General features: G+C 33.7%; 11 protein-coding genes. 1 reads left to right on the top strand and 10 read right to left on the bottom strand.

Annotated elements, in window-relative coordinates:
* Window positions 1-3: 3 nt before the first annotated feature.
* Together GXM17_RS09900 and GXM17_RS09895 are read right to left on the bottom strand one after the other, a co-directional pair.
* Window positions 4-1,260, bottom strand: coding sequence for a dihydroorotase (locus GXM17_RS09900; protein WP_163399174.1), 1,257 nt, complete (start codon window positions 1,258-1,260; stop codon window positions 4-6).
* 187 nt (window positions 1,261-1,447) lie between these two features.
* Window positions 1,448-3,376, bottom strand: a complete 1,929-nt coding sequence (locus tag GXM17_RS09895; protein WP_163399173.1) for a vWA domain-containing protein — start codon at window positions 3,374-3,376, stop codon at window positions 1,448-1,450.
* Window positions 3,377-3,586: 210 nt separating this feature from the next.
* Here GXM17_RS09895 and GXM17_RS09890 point away from each other — a divergent pair, with 210 nt between their 5' ends.
* A complete protein-coding gene (locus tag GXM17_RS09890; protein ID WP_163399172.1) occupies window positions 3,587-4,699 on the top strand; it encodes a lactonase family protein in 1,113 nt (370 codons plus the stop codon).
* 93 nt (window positions 4,700-4,792) lie between these two features.
* Here the strand turns inward: GXM17_RS09890 and GXM17_RS09885 are convergent, their stop codons facing one another.
* The 8 genes from GXM17_RS09885 to GXM17_RS09845 form a co-directional block, all read right to left on the bottom strand.
* Window positions 4,793-6,139, bottom strand: a complete 1,347-nt coding sequence (locus tag GXM17_RS09885; RefSeq protein ID WP_163399171.1) for a DEAD/DEAH box helicase — start codon at window positions 6,137-6,139, stop codon at window positions 4,793-4,795.
* Window positions 6,140-6,235: 96 nt separating this feature from the next.
* Window positions 6,236-6,598, bottom strand: a complete 363-nt coding sequence (locus GXM17_RS09880; protein WP_163399170.1) for a response regulator transcription factor — start codon at window positions 6,596-6,598, stop codon at window positions 6,236-6,238.
* A 17-nt stretch (window positions 6,599-6,615) separates the two neighbouring features.
* Window positions 6,616-8,775: a DUF4838 domain-containing protein gene (locus GXM17_RS09875; protein ID WP_244307370.1), complete on the bottom strand. Its 2,160-nt coding sequence runs from the start codon at window positions 8,773-8,775 to the stop codon at window positions 6,616-6,618.
* Window positions 8,776-8,966: 191 nt separating this feature from the next.
* Window positions 8,967-10,256, bottom strand: coding sequence for a YaiO family outer membrane beta-barrel protein (locus tag GXM17_RS09870; protein ID WP_163399169.1), 1,290 nt, complete (start codon window positions 10,254-10,256; stop codon window positions 8,967-8,969).
* A complete protein-coding gene (locus tag GXM17_RS21785) occupies window positions 10,256-14,059 on the bottom strand; it encodes a sulfatase-like hydrolase/transferase (protein WP_244307369.1) in 3,804 nt (1,267 codons plus the stop codon). The genes GXM17_RS09870 and GXM17_RS21785 overlap by 1 nt, the downstream gene beginning before the upstream one ends.
* Window positions 14,056-15,117 carry a HEAT repeat domain-containing protein gene (locus GXM17_RS09855; RefSeq protein ID WP_163399168.1) on the bottom strand — a complete coding sequence of 354 codons (1,062 nt, stop codon included), beginning with the start codon at window positions 15,115-15,117 and terminating at the stop codon, window positions 14,056-14,058. Before GXM17_RS09855 ends, GXM17_RS21785 begins: the two co-directional genes overlap by 4 nt.
* Window positions 15,118-15,317: 200 nt before the next feature.
* Entirely contained in the window at window positions 15,318-16,082 is a 765-nt protein-coding gene (locus tag GXM17_RS09850; protein ID WP_163399167.1) for a TIGR02757 family protein, read from the bottom strand.
* Window positions 16,075-17,775, bottom strand: a complete 1,701-nt coding sequence (locus GXM17_RS09845; protein WP_163399166.1) for an LIC_10190 family membrane protein — start codon at window positions 17,773-17,775, stop codon at window positions 16,075-16,077. The genes GXM17_RS09850 and GXM17_RS09845 overlap by 8 nt, the downstream gene beginning before the upstream one ends.
* Between the last annotated feature and the right edge of the window lies 1 nt (window position 17,776).

The raw sequence follows: 17,776 nt of genomic DNA, 5'->3' as shown, positions 1-17,776 counted from the left end.
TTGTTATTTTGTGATGACAAGTTGGTTTTGATTTAAAATTCCGTACACAGAACCATTGATTTCTGTTCCTAAAAAAGAAGAATTTTTAGATTTTGAAAGAATATTTTCTTTCGTAAATGTTGATTTTCCTTCAGGGGTAAAGAATGTAAAATTAGCTTTTGCACCTTCTTTGATTGTGTTATTTTCTAAACCGAAAACGTCTCTTCCTGAAGTTAATTTTGCTACCACGGTTTCTAAGGGCAAAACCGTCAATAAAGCTCCGAAAGCACTTTCTAAACCAATAGTTCCGTTTTTTGCGGTATCAAATTCCATTTTTTTGAATTCAATGTCAATCGGATTATGGTCTGAAGTAATCATATCGATAGTTCCGTCAGCAATTCCGTGTAATAAAGCCTGTCTGTCAGCTTCGGTACGCAATGGAGGCGTAACTTTAAAACGGGTGTCAAAACTTTCTAATTTTTCATCGGTTAAAACCAAATGGTGTACAGAAACACTGCACGTTACTTGTAAGCCTTTTGCTTTAGCTTCTCTGATTAAGTCAACCGATTTTGCTGTAGAAATAGTTGGAATGTGAAGTTTTCCGCCGGTGTATTCTAATAAAAATAAGTTTCTGGCAATTTGCAGTTCTTCGGCTAAATTTGGGATTCCTTTTAAGCCTAATCTTGTCGAAACGATTCCTTCATTTGCCACTCCGTTTCCTTTGATGTTTGAATCTTGTGAGTAAGCAATCACTAATCCATCAAAATCCTGCACATATTGTAAGGCGATTTTAAGGAGATTGGCGTTGTCAAGACTCTTGTTGTAATCTCCAAAAGCAATGGCTCCGGATTTTTTCATGTCAAACAACTCGGCCATGTCTTTTCCTTCGCTGCCTTTAGTTAAGGCGCCAATAGGAAACAATTCTGTAGCAAAACCATTTGCTTTGTTTTTTACAAAATTTACCTGTGACTGATTATCGATTACAGGGTAGGAGTTAGGTTGTAAAGCAACGGCAGTAAATCCGCTTTTTGCAGCTACATTCAGTCCGTTTGCTATCGTTTCCCTGTCTTCATAGCCTGGTTCTCCAAATGAAACACAGCTGTCAAACCAACCCTGGGAGAGGTGTAGGTTGTTCAGCTTAACCTCGGTTGTATCGTCAATATCAAGAATGGATGTTCCTATTTTTTCAATTAAACCATCTGCAATTAAAAGATCAACAGTCTGGTTGTGAAACGGACTTTTTGGATCGATAATTTTGGCGCTTCTGATGATTATTTTCATATATAGATAAATTTATTTTAAATTGGAATTATAATTCTAAAATTTTTAGTCATACAGTTTGTCATTTCGACGGAGGAGAAATCTCCGCAAGTAACTCCGCAACGGAAAGCCAATCTTTGTCGAGCTTCTAGCGGAGATTCCTCGTTCCTCGGAATGACAAACTAAAAGCAAAAAAGAAAAGATAAGTTTACTTCACAAATTTAATAATAGCCATTTCTAATGCTAAAAATAACAGTGCAAAGATAACAAACCATTTCCAAATTTGGCTGTCAGTTCGTTCTGTTTGTAAAGTGTTAAATATGGTTGCAATCGTATCGGCAGTTTTAAAATCGGAAACAACATTTGTGTTTACCTGACTCAAATCACTTTCGCTTCGGTTGTAATTGAAACTTAGGTTTTCCACAGCTTCTTTTTTATCAAAAACACTGTAATTCCCGGCTGTGTCAGGGAAATCATTGAATGTTAATTTGACTTTATTGTTTAAAATCTGCTGAATCGGTATAAAAGAATCTTCTGTTCCTTTTACTTCTAAAATGGCATCTTTACTTAATAATACATCTACAAAATAAGGCTGATTATTGCCAATTGTTAAGGCATTTACACCTGTTTTTTGATTGTTTTGCCCCATTTTATAAAATAAAGGCACAATGAGCGGAGATTGCTGGAAGTTTGAATTGGTGCTATTTAGTGGTGCTGAAAAAACAGTAATCCCCGCAACCGGATTCTGAATCATAGTTACAAAAGGACTTTGATCTTCATAAGATAAAACTGCAGGATATGGACTGGAAATATCAAAAGAAGAATTGGTTTTTGGATACTGGAAATTCGTGATTTTATTTTCAAAAACACCAGAAAACAGAGGATGATCAAAATTGATTTTTGTAATCAGTTTGCTTGCTGTTTTTAGATTGCTGAATTGAATTTTTCCAAAATTCCCTAAAAAAGTATTTAGATTTGAAACTGAACTTTTTTCTGAAGGAATAACAACCAGATTACCGCCTTTTGAAACAAAAGCTTTTAAAGTAGTCTGCAACGCTTGTGGAATTTCAGTTAATTCATTCAGGATTATAGTATTCTGTTTTTCTAAACTATTGTAATCTAATGAACTGATTGGGTAATTGCTGAAATTGAATTCTGCCGGAGTATAAATTCTGGACAAGAAGCCGCTTTTTTCCGGATCTCCGATACTGATCACATTTGTTTTTTTAGCTTTCGAAATACTGAAATAAAGTGTATTGTCATAAGAAAGACCGTTGTCTTCGATTGTCACATAACCATGGAAAGCTTCTTTTGGAATTGTAAAATTGACTATCTTTTTCTTTGAACCAAAATTGATGACCGTTTTGGCAATTAGCTTTTTCTGATTGTACAATGCCATTGAAACCGGTTTGAAATCTTCACCGTATGCGGATAAATTAATTCCTATTTCGTAGAAGTTTTCTAAAGTCTGATTGATAAAAACGCTGTCAACAGAAATGTTGTTTTTTTGTTCTGCTTCCGGAATGATAAAATACGGTTTTTCTTCAAAATCCATATTTTTCACCTCTTTTCCGGCTAAACCAACAGCATCAGTAATAATAACTACATCCTTTTTATGTGCTGATTTGTGTGCTTTTATCTTTGCTGTTATGGCAGAAAGCTCAAATGGAGTTGCACTGTATTTTAGATTCTGCAGTGAACTTTTAGCCGATTTGATATCTGTGTTCCATAAGTTTTCGGTATTGGTCAGCAATGAAAATTTAGCTGTTTCAGGCGTGTTTTCTAAAAGCTCCTGAACCGCACGTTTTAATAGTTCCCCTTTTTTGCCTTTGGCCTGCATACTGAATGAATTATCCAGTACAATGTACATTTCGTTTGAAGCATTTTTACTGTCTTTCGCTTCAAAAAAAGGCTGCGCAAAAGCGATAATTGCACACGTAAGAAGCAATAATCGTGTTGCCAGCAATAGGCGCTTTTTGATTTTTGAACTTTTACGGGTCTGAACCGCAAGTTCTTTTAAAAAGCGAACGTTTGTGAAATAAGAGGTTTTAAAACGTCGTAATTGAAATAAATGAACCAAAATTGGAACAATCAGTAAGAAGAGAAAGTATAGAATTTCGGGATGTTTAAAATGCATTCAGGCCTTGATTTATTTCATTACTTTATATTTTTTTTGCGAATCTGCCTGCCAAAAATACAAATTTGTTGAGAGTTAGAAGCTTCAAAGAATGATTTTGTCAAAAGATATTTGAATCATATAACTTTTCGAAATTCATTTATAAGCCAAAAATCTGCAGTAAAAGATATTATTACTTATTTTAGCTAATTCAAAAAACCACTTTAAAATATGAAAAAAATGTATTTAATACTATTTTCAGCTTTGGCAGTAACCACTTCAAGAGCTCAAAATAAGTTTAATTTGTTGGTAGGAACCTATACCAATACCTGCGAAAGCAAGGGAATTTACGTGTATGAATTTGATGCCGGTTCAGGAGAGTTTAACTTGAAAAAATCTTCGGAAGGTGTTGTAAGTCCAAGTTATTTATCGGTTTCTGCAGATAATAAATTTGTTTATGCTGTAAATGAAAACGGAAAACAAAGCACAGTAAGTGCTTTTAGCTATGATTCAAAATCAGGTGCAATAAAATTAATTAATAAGAATGATGCTTTGGGTGCAGATCCATGTCATTTGATTAATGACAGCAAAAATGTAATTACGGCTAATTATTCCGGTGGGAATATTGCAGTATTTAAGAAAAATGCTGACGGGAGTATTACAGAAGGACAGCAATTAATCCAGCACGAAGGCAAAGGCCCTAATGAAGCGCGTCAGGAAAAAGCGCACATGCACATGGTTGCTTTTTCTCCTGATAAAAAGTTTGTATTGGCAAGTGATTTAGGCTTAGATAAAGTTTTCATTTACAGCTATAATCCCAGTGCGGCGCACGATGTTTTAAAATTAAAAGAAAGTGTAAATGTAAAAGCAGGAAGCGGCCCAAGGCATTTGACTTTTAGCAAGGATGGTAAGTTTGTGTATGTAATTCAGGAATTAGACGCAACACTGACGACTTTTAGCTATGATAAAAGCGGTAGTTTAAAAAAGATTGCCGAAACAAGCATTCTAGCTAAAGATTTTAGAGGCGGTACCGGCGCTGCTGCAATCAAGATTTCGCCTGACGGCAAATTTTTATATGTAACAGATCGTGTCGATGCGAACAATATTTCTGTTTATAAGATCCTTACCAACGGAAGTATAGAATTGGTAGAACAGCAGAGCACATTAGGAAAAGGACCAAGGGATTTTGCGATTGATCCAACGGGTAATTATCTATTGGTGGGACATCAGCATACTAATGAAATTATTATTTTTAAAAGAGATAAAACTACCGGGAAACTTACTAATACAGGGAAGAAAATTGAGTTATGCTCGCCGGTGGGACTAGTTTTTACTAAAATATAGTTTTATCAAATTCCAAAAAATAAAAATTCCAAATTCCAATTTTAGACTTTAATTGAAATTTGGAATTTTTTTATTGGAATTTATTACCTGTTGCTATTTTTTTTTCTTCTTCTCATTTCTGGTCTTCAGCATATTTCGGTTAACAGAACCGTGGGTTTTCTTTTTTGTTTTTGAAGGTCCGCCCAAATTGACTTTTTGGTTCTTTTTAGATTTTTCGTGAAAAGCACCGTCACCCTCAAGTTTTACTTTTTTCATCAAAAACTTAATCGGCTGTTTGTCTTTTTCAGGTTCGATCAGCTTGGCTGAAATTTCAACTTCTTCAGGGAAATCAGTGATTTCAAGTTCCTGATCCATTAAAAGTTCAGTTTCGATTTTAAATTCTTCTTCTCTTGGAGAAACAAAACTAATTGCCGTTCCTGTAGCGTCTGCACGACCAGTACGACCAATCCGGTGCATGTATAATTCAGGTTCTTCCGGAAGTTCAAAGTTGATTACGTGAGTGATATCAGAAATATCCAGACCTCTCGCCATAATATCAGTTGTAATTAATCCGCGAAGATTTCCTTCCTGAAATTCAGCCATGGTACTCAAACGGTAATTTTGAGATTTGTTGGAGTGAATTACACCAAATTGTCCTTCAAAAAGCTCATCAATACGATTGAAAAGCATGTCAGAAATCTTTTTGTTGTTTACGAAAACTAAAATACGGCTCATGCTTTCGTCGTTTTCGAGCAAATGTTTCAAAAGATTTACTTTGGTATTGAAATTCGGAACGTTATAAGTAATCTGAGTAATTTTTTCAAGCGGTGTTCCGGAAGCTGCGAGGGTAACTTCTTCAGGGAAATCAAAATAATCATTTAAGATATCATCAACTTCATCTGTCATCGTTGCAGAAAACAAAATATTCTGACGTTTGGTTTTCATCATGGCCAAAAGTGAAGTCAGCTGTGGTCTGAAACCTAAATTCAGCATTTCGTCAAATTCGTCAATAACCAGTTTTTGGGTTTCATCAAAACGAACAACAGCGTCAAGCGCTAAATCCATCGTACGACCCGGAGTTCCTACTAAAATGTCAACGCCTTCGTAAACTGCTTTTTTTTGTGTATTGATGTTTACACCTCCGTAAATCCCAAGAGTTTTAACCGACATATAAGTGGTTAATTTCTCTACTTCTTCAACAACCTGTACCACTAATTCACGGGTTGGAACCAGAATTACGATTTTTGGCGTATTGGTATTAGTGAATTTATATAATTTTAAAAGAGGAAGTAAATAGGCAAATGTTTTACCGGTTCCGGTTTGTGCAATTCCCATCATATCACGGCCTGACATAATTACAGAAAAAGATTTTTCCTGAATAGGAGTAGGTGTTACAAACCCTAATTCGTCAACGGCTTTTTGTAATGATTTTGGGAGATTGAATTTTTCGAAAGTACTCATTTGCATTAATTTTTTGCAAAGATAGCATTAAATCCACTTGGTAAGAGAGAAATACGAAAAACATCGTTATTCAAATATGTCATTTGTAATGAAATACTATTTTAAATATCTCTTTACACGCAATAATAATTCGTTAGGGCTAAAAGGTTTTGCGATGAAATCATCAACGCCTAATTTAAAAGCATCCAAAACCGTAGCTTCTTCTTCACCCAGAGAAGACAAAGCAATTACAGGTGTTTCAGAAAAGTTGTCTTTAATGAATTTTATCACTTCAAGTCCTGATTTCATAGGCATCAGGATATCTGTCATAACCAAATCAGGTTTTTCTTCCGGGATTCTTTCGATAGCATCTAAGCCGTCTCTGGAAATTACGATTTCATACCCTTCTTTAGAGAATATATATTTTAATATCTGTATGGTCATGTTATCATCTTCAATAATAAATATCCTTTTTGGCATGGGGCTAATTTTTACGTCTATTTGAGTATTATTTCATCTAGCATCAGCATGGGCTTTTTATTTTTTCTTTCCCGCCACGCAGGCAATTTTTTTTCTGGTACTAAAATGACTTTGATTTTATCAAAATTACGGAAACTAATGTTGCTAAAATTGTATTTTTTTATAGTAAAGTCATAATTTTCAGTTAAATATGGTTCTTTTTCTTCCTTTAAAGTTTTCCATTTCTGATTTTTGAATCCTTTTATGATAATTTTTGAGGGTAGAAAAATCCAGTGGCGCTGATCTTCCAGACATTGAAATTCTAATGAGGTACAATCTGTATTATTGACCGAAATGATTATTTCTGCATTTTGGCCATACCAGCCTGTCCAGTTCAGATTAAAATCCTTATAGCCTTTTATACCGTCCTGCAGTCCATTTTCTTTCTTTAGATTGAATTCCGGTTCGGGCTTTGTTGCAAATTCATATTTCAGGCTTTCGCCTAAATGATCGACAACATTGTTCTGAGCAATGAAGTTCCATTGAGTACCATATTCTTCTGGGCTTAAACCATCTTCACTAAGTTCGTAAATTCCGAAGTCAGTACAATTTTGTACAAAATTCGAAACCCTCTTCTCCAAATGATCTTTCACGGAAAATGAAGCACCGTTTTTTTGAAACATACCGTGAGCTTCTTTTCCGTAGAATTTTGCCTGTTCGAAATAAACGTATTCTAATGCTAATCGAAGTTTTAAAATACGTCTTGCGATTACAGGATCGTTTTTGGAAATCATTTCTGCCTGACTTATCAACTGATCGTATTGATTCATTGCTTCAGGGGAGAGAAATGTGTTTCTACTTTCTATTGGGCTGGTATAAATATCAAGATAGCGGTCACTTTTTTCCTGATTTTGAATAAGGAGTTCAATATATTTTTTTACAAAAGGGGCAGCATTTCCGTAAAAGCCATTTAGGAAATCATTCGTCACGGCTTCAACATCAGTATTGGTGTCCCAAATTATTTTTGCTAAAAGATACTGGCGCAATTCGTATAAATCTCCGGCAATATCAGCATAACCCTGTACAAATACTCCTTTAACCTTATTTTGTTTGTACAATTGATAGTTTTTCGAAAAAGTATGAAAGTTTGGAAAAGGAGAAAGATAATTAGTAAACTCAACCGTATAGTCCCATAAATAAAAATGTTCTGTAGTAGTAGTCCATTTGTTTAGGATATTCAAAAAGTCTTTATTGTCTGATGTTTCTCCGATAGCTTTGCCGCGATTCATTTCTATTGGACAGAAAATCGTATAAATATTAGGTTTGATTTTTATGTTTTTGGGAGCGTGACAGGTATGAAGATAGGCTAAAGTTGTGATTTTAGTTTTTGGGAATTGTGTTGCAATTTTATTTAGGAAATAATATAATGATCCTTGTGGTCCTCCATGTTTTTCATTTAAAGCTTTACATTTATCGCATTCACAATAAACCACATCGTCATTTTGACTTATTGAAAAGAAACGGGCATTAGGATTTTGACTTATAAGGTCAGCCATTTTTTTTGAGATAATTTTTACGACAGTATCATTGGTCATACATAATGATTCGGCATTTCTCTTGCCTTGGTATAGGGCAAAAAAGTCAGGGTTTGTTTTAAAATATGCTTTGGCGCTTAATAATTTATAAAATGAATGTCCCCAAATGCCAAAATCATCGGGATGCCAATCCAGTTTGTGCCATTCCCTAAAATTTTCATCGTAACAATCCGGATAAAATAATGCCCGATATTCAAAAGAAGGTTTGTAGGTTTTATTGAAGTTTTTTAGAAAAGTTACTTCTGTCAGCTTCGGAATAAAACTGTCTTTTGCAGTGTATTTTCTAAAGCCCCATGTTTCGAGTAAAGTATAAATGGCATAACGCAAGGTCTTTTCATTTGAACCAATTAGATAAATGTTTTTTTCATCACTTTTGATTATAAACGAATCGTTTTTACTGACAATTGCTTTATTAATTTCAAGAATAATTTTTGAATTCTCAGCGTTTTCTGATTTATCATTTTGAATTAAAAATGGATTCTCGAAAGCCTGATCTAAGTAGGTTTTTAAAAGAACGGATGCTTTTTGAGCATTTTCATCAGAAGAAATAATAATCACTTCCTGTTCTTTCGTATTTGCTAAATGTAAGGAGTTTTGAGCCATAATTTTGCAGTTTAGAAAAGACAAGAAAACAACAATATATAAAATAGTGCGCTGTTTGATTTGCATTTTTTAGGATTGATATTGAAAACTTCGAATGAGCCCCTGATTTCTATTATTTCTTTTTCTTATTACAAAATTGACTTCACACAGTTTAGATATAAATGATTCTCTTTTAATTTTTCAAATTCCAATTACCTAAAGCGAATTTCCCAGGACAGTGCAAGGGTTGAAATCCAGAAATAATTTCCCTGGTCAAAAGGAATTTCCTGATGGATAATTCCGAGTTGTGCGCCCCAGGCATTTTTTTTATTATGGGTAGAAAAATAATACGCCACATTCAGTTTTTGAGATTGCAGATTTACAATCCGGTCATCATTTTCAAAAAAGTAATTCTGATTAAGTTCAGGCGAAATTCCTGCCCCAATATTAACGCCAAAATAATTATCAGCGTCGCTCCTGTATTTTCGGTAGGTTAAAGTACCCGAGGAACTCAAACCATTGTCACCCGGAGTAAAATAAGGGCGGAAAGACCAGTAATTATTTCCGTTATACCAGGTTACAGAACCCGTATAGATCATGGTGGTGGTATCGTATTGCAAACCTCTGAGCCCCGCCGAAATTTCAAAACTTCTGGGCAGCGATTTAAAAATTTCTGCACCGTATCTGTAATCAGGGAATAAAGAAGAACCTGATACACCAAAGTTCAGATACGCATAAGTTCCTTTGGCAATTTTTGGGTATAAATCGACTTCGTACTGAGTCCCGTACTCACCAAGTCTCCTATCGATGTTAACTCTGCCTATGATGCTGCCGTATTTGGTTTGACGCGCATATTTTACAGCATTGTAAAACATAGGATCAAAGACATCAGAATAAATATTCACTTCAGAAGTGACACCAATCGTATTATTTAGTACTTTTTTTCTCAATTCCGATTCAGTTTCTTTGGATATAGAATCATTCGGGATATCGCTGGATATTGTTTGTACCGCACCGGCAGTAGCAGTTGGTATCATAGTGCTTTCCTGGGCACGTTTCTGTAAATCTAATATTTCGGGATCATTTGGGAATTTTTTCAATGCTTTCTTGCATAATTTCAAAGCCAGAAAAGGAAAGTCGGCCCACATTTCATTTTTAATGGCTGCTACCCATGTGGTTTGTCTGTGCTGGTCTTTTGTTAAAACTTTTTGAAATTCGGTTCTGGCTTTTTTATAATCTCCATCCCAGGCATAAGTCGAGGCTAAAAATTCACGAACATCATGATAATTAGGATATTTAGTCAGGATGTGCAATAAAGTATCCTGAGCCTGCTTTCTGTTATTATTAAAAGCCATATCACGGGCCTTTGCAAATGAAACGTCAGGGTCGCCACTATACATTTTTTCTTGTCCGGTCATCTGAAATGACGCAGAAAATAAAGTTATAATGAGAAAAATACAGATCTGAAAATCCCTATGTCCATTTTTTATAAGAGTACCCATTACTTTTTTGTATTTGAATTGTTTATTTTTTTTTGAGATCTTTCGATCTTTATTTTTATTTCCGGGTCTTTTACACCGTTTGAAAGTGCTAATTTACCCGTTTCTATAGCTTTTTTATTCTGATCAGACCACCAGTACATATCCATCAGCGCCAAATAAGCATCATCATACAGAGGCATCCTTTTGATGACAATCAGTAACTCATGTTCTGCTTTTTTATACTCGCCGTCCCAACCCAGTATTCTGCCTTTTAACGTACGTGCATCTGAATAATTGGGCAATTCATTTAATAGATAATCGCAAAGCAAAATCGCTTTTTTGTGTTTTTTATTGAATGCCAGCTCCCTTGCTTTGAAAAAAATTTGTTCGGGATTTAATCCTTTTGTTAATTTGTCAATCTCAATTTGCTCCTCTTTAGTAAAATGAAATCCCTGCTCTTTGTGTAAATCCAATGATTTAGGAATAATTTTATCTTTCTGTGTCAAATACGCATTAAGCTGTTTAAAAGCATTAAATTCGCTGATAATCTTTTCCAAAACAACATCGTCACTGATTTTTTCTACATCAAAATTGTCTTTTATTTTGTACAATTCTCCACCTGAATACAAATATTCTTTATACACATAATCATCAATTGTTCCTTTGTTGCGTGTCAAAGGAATACCCTGAGTGTTCCTGAATTCTTTTGCAGTGTCAAGTCCTTTGCCCATCCAGGCGGTCTGATCCAGTCTGTTGAATTTATAATTATTAAACAAAAAGGAAACCAAACTTGGCGTCACATCCCAATGTGAAGAAACCGACTTAAACGATTCCGTTTTTTTCAGCATCGGACTAAAAATATACAAAGGTACATGAAAGCGGCATAATTTGTCTTTTTGGGCAATAGGAATCAAACGGTGGTCACCTGTAATTATGAAAATAGTATTTTTATAATCAGGTCTTTTTGCGTAAGCTTCCATGTAATTTTTAATTGAATTGTCGGAGTAATTCAGGCAGGCAAAAATATCTTTATAAGAGCTAATATTTTCTTTTTGCGATTTTAGATTTTGATGGGAATCAATAATTCCGTCAATTTTTTTCAAATATGCATTTTTTTCCGGAAATTCAAAAGGCTCGTGATTGGTAAGGGTTTGTATGATGTCCAGTCGGGAAAATTTCATTTTGTTAGTTTCAATAAGTGCTTTCCTGAAAATTTCAGCATCAGGATATCCCCAGGAAAAGCCTCCTGAATTGGCCTTCGTCTGCTTATATTCGGGACCATAATTATTTTTGTCTATTATATTATCAATGCCGTTTTGATCCAGAAAATTGATTTTCCTGTCAAAGTTAGCGTTATCACCAGAATAGAAAGAGGAAGTGTATCCATTAGCTTTTAACACATTTATGAGTGAAAGATGCCTCGGAGAAGGATTTAATTCCAAAAAACCTTTTTCACCATACGTTAAGGAACCCAATAGTGAAGAGAGTACGGCAAAAGTCCTTCCGCCGTTACTCAAAAAATTCTCCCAATACAATGATTTGGGAACCATCGAATCCAGATAAGGCATAAATCCAGCGTATTCATTTTTACCTACAAATTCGGCTCCTAAACCTTCAACCACGATAACAACAATGTTAGGTTTTTCATTAGTGATATTAAAATAAGGAGACAAAACGTCGGGGGTAGATTTAAAAGCTTTTAATATCGGATATTCCGACTTGAATTTGATGTTCTGAACACTTGCGGCTATTTTTTTATCTTGTTCAAAGCGAATAATATCTTTGGTCAAAAACGCGAGTTTGTTTTCGTACTTTGAGTCCGACAGGCCCGAAACAAATAATTTCATACCTCCGGCAATAATAAATAATACAAATGTTGTTGCTAAAATTATCTTTCCCTTACCGAATTTTATAAAAGCAAAATAAATTCCCAAAAATAAAAGCGGAATTATAAAGAAAGGCAAAAAGAACATGAAGGAAAGCGATTCAGATGCCGTGACAGTTGTGTACACGTCTGAAAAAGAATACCCCAGCAAGTCGGCTCCAAGGTTAATAAGTGTTGTAGAACTATATTTTACCAATGCAAACTGTATGAGTCCGACAAGGGTAAAAAGTACGGTCATAAATCGTATGGCAAACGTTTTATTTATATATCCAATGACTATAAACAAAGGCAAAAACACAAAGCTCAATGCTATGGCACATACTAAATCATTCAGTAATTTATACCCAACCTCCATACCCATACTTGGAATTGTAATACCGTTGGCTATTTTTAAATACGTTTCAGAAAAACTGGATAGCCAAAAAATTAGTACTAAAGAAGTGGTGAGATATAAATATTTTGAATGGTGAGTGTGCATTTGTTTTATTTTATATTGTATAAAGTTCTCTTTTTCTTTGATTGTTACTGGTTTCTCAAAACCCTGCCGCTGCATATTTCCCCAGCTTTGTTCTTTTAGGCTAAAAAAATTATAATAGCCTTTTAATGAAGCATAAACACAAACAGGGTGGTAGAAAAAAGGCTCAATGATGGCCATTAATACCAAAATAATAATCTCTTTGGCATTTGCGTAATTTTTATAAATAACATCATCCAGCAGAATGGATATAAAAGTTACGATGATATAAAAGAAATAAACAGTTAATGTCAGATAAAGGAAATTAACATAATCTTCATGAAAAAAAACGAAGCAAAGAATTAATACCACAGCTCCGATTACTTCAAGAATGGGAATTAAAAATTCGAAAAAGAGAAAATAAGGAAATATTAGAAAGGCTGTTCTCTGATATTTTGGATTAAAAAACATGTTTTTATGTAAAAACAATGTCTCGACTAATCCTCTTGACCATCGCACACGCTGGCGTATAAAGACTTCTTTTGTAGCAGGAACCTCCGTCCAGCAAAGTGATTCCGGGATGTATTGTATGGAAAAAGGCAATTTGTTATCATACATATATTTTCTCATTCGGGTTACCAGTTCCATGTCTTCACCTAATGATTTATGAAAATATCCTCCGGCTCCGATTGCAATTTCTTTGTCAAACATTCCAAGAGCGCCGGAAACCAGTAGTAATCCGTTTACTTTGCTCCACGCCATTCTGCCGAATAGAAATGCCCTGACATATTCGAGTTCCTGAAATCGGGGCAGCCAGCCTTTTGGAAAATGAACTTTAACCAAAAAACCATTTTTTACCTGGCAGGAATTGGATATCCTGATACCTGCTCCGGTTGCAATGACTCTTTTTTTTGACTCTATAAACGGTTTGGCTAATTTTATAATCGTATCACTTTTTAGAATGCAATCGACATCTGTGCAGATAAATAATGGATATTGTGTAGAATTTATTCCAACATTAACGGCATCAGCTTTGCTTTTTGCATTTTCTTTATCAACTACCAAAAGTTTATGATAAAGCGGATTCGTAGATTTATAGTGTCCTCGGACAATATGAGTTTTAATTTGTTCCTGATAATAGAAATCGACTTTTACGAGATCAAATTCTCTGATTAATTTTTCTAAAGTACCATCAGAACTCCCATCATTGACTAATACTATTTCAAATTTGGGATAATTTAATGATAAAAGGGATTTGACATTATTTACTACTGTTGCTCCTTCGTTGAATGCAGGTGCCACAATGGAAACCCCGGGAATATAATTCGATTTTATGATAACATTGTCAGGGATGAAGTGTTTGGTATTAAGGCTTTTCTTGATTGCATAATAGGACAAACCTGCCAATACGCAATAGAAGATGATATAAGTGATTGAAAATGCACCTATGAAATTCGTATAGAAGGATAAGATATCGTCTATCATTTCTTGATGGCTTTAACATGTTCAACCATTTTTTGCACATCTTCATTATCTAAAAAATGACTATCAAAATAATTACGGTTTATTTTGTAAAGACAATAAACAGCATCCAGTTTGATGCCTTCATCTGTTTTGGTTTCTAATAATTGTGCGATAAAATTTTCTGATTCTGCTGTTCCTATTTTGGAGAGTGTATTAAAAATTTCCAGTTTATTTTCGGTATCTTCATGGCTGAAGTGTTGTATTAATTCGGTTTCCGCTTCGATAATAAATAAGGAATTAATAGCCAAAATCACTTCATGACGAACTGCTTTATCATTGTGTTTCAGTAATTCTGTTATCTTTTTATTTTCATTAGTATAGTTGTAAAATATCATCAGTTTAATGCCCAGTTTTACAATAGTTGCATTCTCAGACACAATCCAGTCTTTCAAATTTGCCGGCATTTTTGTTTTTTTATGGTGTAGAATATCCATGATATTGATCTCTTCTGCAATTGTAATCTCATGAGAAAAATCAATCAGTGATTCCAGCTTATTGGGGCTCAATGAAATTAATGCCAAAAAAGCCCTGGATTTTATATCCCTGTTTTTGTGGGTTAACAAAGGAGTGATGTAGTGCTTGCCTTTTTTATAATCTAATGTTTCAAGTTGAAATAAACCCAGGCATTTTAAATAAAAACGACGGCTTTTTAAAAGTTTTTGAGTATATCTGAATAGATCAAACTGTTCGTAGATATAATGAAATTTATTAGTAACCTCTCCTTTTAAGTTCTGTTTCAAAAAAATAATCTCGTTGAGTAATAATTTTTTGCACCAGTTTTTTTCAAAAGGAATTGCTTTTTTAAATTGCTCTATTTCAGTTTTGTGATGTGTTTCGTCAAAAGGAGAAAAAATCAGATTAGTCAGAAAGATATCGATTTCATTTTTTGTTGCATCAAATCTTGGGCTAAATGAATCGTAAATGTATCTGTTGATAATTAAAACAACAATTAATAAAACACACCCTATGATTAGTATGGGCAATACGATTCGTATAAAGTAATGAATGAATACTTCCATTTAACAAAAAGGCGTTTGATGTTATTGTAAAAATTAACAAATAATCTATTCTTTCTTTATTTGACTTTACATAAAGATAACTAATATTTTAAAAGTAAAAAATAAAGAAAAAGCTCTTTTTGGGACTGGGATCCGAATTAAATGGATGAAATCCTGAAGGTTTTAAATTTTAAAAGGTTGAACTTTGTGAAGAAAATTTTTCAGAATCCTTCAAAAACTCCTAATCCAAAGAGGGCGAAGTCGTATTTCACAGGGTCATTAGGGTCTAATTCGCGAAGTTTTAAATCTAATTCGGCAAGTGCTTTTGCATCATTTTGCTTACGTGAAAGTAGTCCTAACTTTCGTGCTACATTTCCGGAATGAACGTCAAGAGGGCAGGACAGGGCAGCTGGTGAAATGTTTTTCCAAATACCCAGATCGACTCCTTTTGTATCCTGGCGTACCATCCATCTCAGGTACATGTTGATGCGTTTTGCAGCAGAATTATTTAGCGGATCTGAAATATGTTTCTGCGTACGGGACAAATGTTCAATTTCGAAAAATAACTTTTTAAATTCATGAATGCTTTTTTGCAGGCTGTCTTTTTCCTGATGTTTGGCAAAAACTGCTTCTAATCCATTATGATTTTTGTAAATATGCTGTAATCCTTTAATGAAACCTGCAAAATCTTTTCCGTTAAAGGTTCGGTGTACAAAATTTTCTAATCGTTCCAGATCCGAATCAGAATGCGACATAACAAAATCGTAAGGAGTGTTTCCCATCAAATCCATCATTTGATGCGAATTTTTAATAATCATTTTACGGTTCCCCCATGCAATGCTGGCACTTAAAAAACCGGCAATTTCAATGTCCTCTTTCTGCGAAAATAAATGCGGAATTTGCACCGGGTCGCTTTCAATAAAATCGAAGTTGTTGTATTGATTGACTTTTTCGTCAAGAAATTCCTTTAGCTCAGTTTTATTCATCGTTTTGTACTTTTTTTGGGTAAAACCCATCTTTTAAATCGTTCGTACGCATTTGAGGAATGGTTCCAAAGTATTTTTCAAAATAATCAATTTGTTCTTTATTGACACTTGGAAGATTGCCATCACCGTTTGCCCAGAAAAAATCATTGTTAACAGGTGAATTATAGTTGAAATTGCCTAATCTAAAAGTAACAAATGCAGCATTGCTTTTTGTGTTTTTATGTGGAAAAACTAAATTTTCAAACTTAAAGCTACTTGTTTTGCTCATATAATTGTGATTTGAAAAAGAGCTTACGCTTAAAGGCATAAACAGAATAATTATTGCAGGAAGCAATGATAGGAATAAGAACATCTCAATTGTCTTTCTCTTTCTGACAATACTTACTAAGCAAAATATTGAAAAGAACATCACAAAGTTCATAAAAAACCGGTATTGAGGAGATGTTAAAAGAAACAAAAGCAGCTGGAAAACCATTATCAGATAAAGAATCCAGAGACTTTTTTTATTTTGATTTTTGTAAATAAACAGAGGCACCACTGCTATTAAAATAATAACTGTTTTATTGAAAATACCGTTTAATTTAGGAAGTAATAACCATTTTATAAACAAATCCAAAGCAGACCTTGAGTTGTATTCATTTATATCTGTAAAATATCCGTAAGATTTAATTAAGTTGTAATAAAAGCTTTCAATATCGGGAGGTATGGCATAATCTGTTTTAAGGGTGTAGAAAATTTTTGAAGGAAATAAAGGAGAGCCACAAATAATCATATTTTTTATTACGAAAATGAAGAAAACTAAGCCTGTAATTAAAAATGGCTTAAAAAGATTTTTTGATAAGAACTTAAAATGAATCGCAAATAAAATGATTGGGATTATGGCTAAAGCTAATGTTGTATTTTTAATATAAACTAAAAACAGCGTTAAAATTACAGTCAGATTAAATATTTCCGGAGTTACCTTTTTGAAGTTTTCCAGAAAATAGAAAAAAAGTATAAATGAAAAAACATAAACCGGAATATCAGGAGATGGCGCACTTATAAATTGGAACAGAAAAACAGTAAAGATGGGAAATAAACCTGTAATTAGATGGCTTGTATTATTGTTCCGGTAATATTCATTTAGTTTTTGAACAGAAAAAATGCTGCCTAAAAACAAACAAAAACCACTTAAATCATTGAAGTTTTTATATAAAAACGAAAAATTAAAAATACTCTGTGTAATATGCCAGCCACTTGTTTGACCCAGGTAAATATGCAAATTTGCAATTCCTTTTACAAAACCATATTCGTTAAGCCATTTTATGGTCTGAATGTAATAAGATTCGTTGTCAATTACAAAAGGAGCAGTACTACATTGTGCTATAATTAAAAGAGTAATTAAGATCAGAATTAATTTTAAAACTTTTTCTAGTTTTTTAAAATCAAGTAAAAATTGTTTGTGAATTTTTAAAATTGTGAACTTGTATTTAAGTACCAACAGTATGTTGAAGAACAATAAAACAAGGTGAAATTCAATGTTTATTCTTCCGAAAATTGCCCAGAAACTGGCTAAAATTGTGGTAAAAAAAAGACCTAATATTGAAGTTACGACAAAATTATTATTTTTTATACCGATAATTTTGTCAAAGATAAAACCAAAATTTATTGTGGTGAAAAGAATGTAAATCCAACTTAGAAAAATCAAAAACATC

This window comes from Flavobacterium fluviatile, assembly GCF_010645065.1.
GTDB lineage: Bacteria > Bacteroidota > Bacteroidia > Flavobacteriales > Flavobacteriaceae > Flavobacterium > Flavobacterium fluviatile.
This window is presented reverse-complemented; position numbering and strand designations above follow the sequence as displayed.